General features: G+C 68.2%; 1 protein-coding gene. It reads right to left on the bottom strand.

What is annotated here, in order from left to right; all coding sequences use genetic code 11:
• Positions 1-222 precede the first annotated feature (222 nt).
• The gene (locus V6U89_RS30135; protein WP_334576708.1) at positions 223-462 is read right to left on the bottom strand and encodes a DUF6458 family protein; all 240 of its coding nucleotides are present in this window, start codon (positions 460-462) and stop codon (positions 223-225) included.
• Between the last annotated feature and the right edge of the window lie 226 nt (positions 463-688).

Genomic DNA, 688 nt, shown 5'->3' with positions numbered 1-688 from the left:
CGCAGTGGGAGCGCGCTTCCTTGACACGGAAGAGGTCACTGGTTCAAACCCAGTATCGCCCACAGAATGAAAAGGCTGGTCACCGGAACGTCGGTGACCAGCCTTTTCGTTTCCTCGGCCTTCCTCGGGCCCGTACGCGAAGCCGCCGGCCACCCGTGGGTGACCGGCGCCCCGTCGTACGCCCGCGACCGATCAGCCCCGTCGGCCGGGTGGAGACGCGCCCTACAGCGGCGGAGCGATGTCCCGGCGCTCCTCCACCCGCCGGTACTCGACCGGGTCGGTGGTGGTGACCACCTGGCGGCGGCGACCCCAGACCAGCGTGGTCATGATGAGACCGAGCAGGCCGGCCGCCATCAGGATCCAGCCGATCACGTCCAGGTTGACGCCGCCGACGCTCGCGTCCAGGGCGAAGGTCAGGATCGCGCCGGCGGCGAGCAGGAAGATACTCGTTCCGATTCCCACGACAGCCTCCTTCAGGGGGATGCGGTGTGCTGTCGAGGTGAATCAGTACCCCATGGGTGACCAGCGCAATCACCGGTGGTGGAGAGGGCGGGGTGGGGCGGCTGGGGTGGCGATCTTGCCGTCGGGTAGAGTTCAACCCGTCGCCGGGGAGACCGGGCGGCACGCGGACGTAGCGCAGCTGGTAGCGCATCACCTTGCCAAGGTGAGGGTCGCGGGTTCGAATCCC

The organism is Micromonospora sp. CPCC 206171, from assembly GCF_036906755.1.
GTDB classification, from domain to species: Bacteria; Actinomycetota; Actinomycetes; order Mycobacteriales; family Micromonosporaceae; genus Micromonospora; species Micromonospora purpureochromogenes.
Note: the sequence above shows the minus strand (reverse complement) of the source record. Positions and strands in the feature narration are given on the sequence as shown.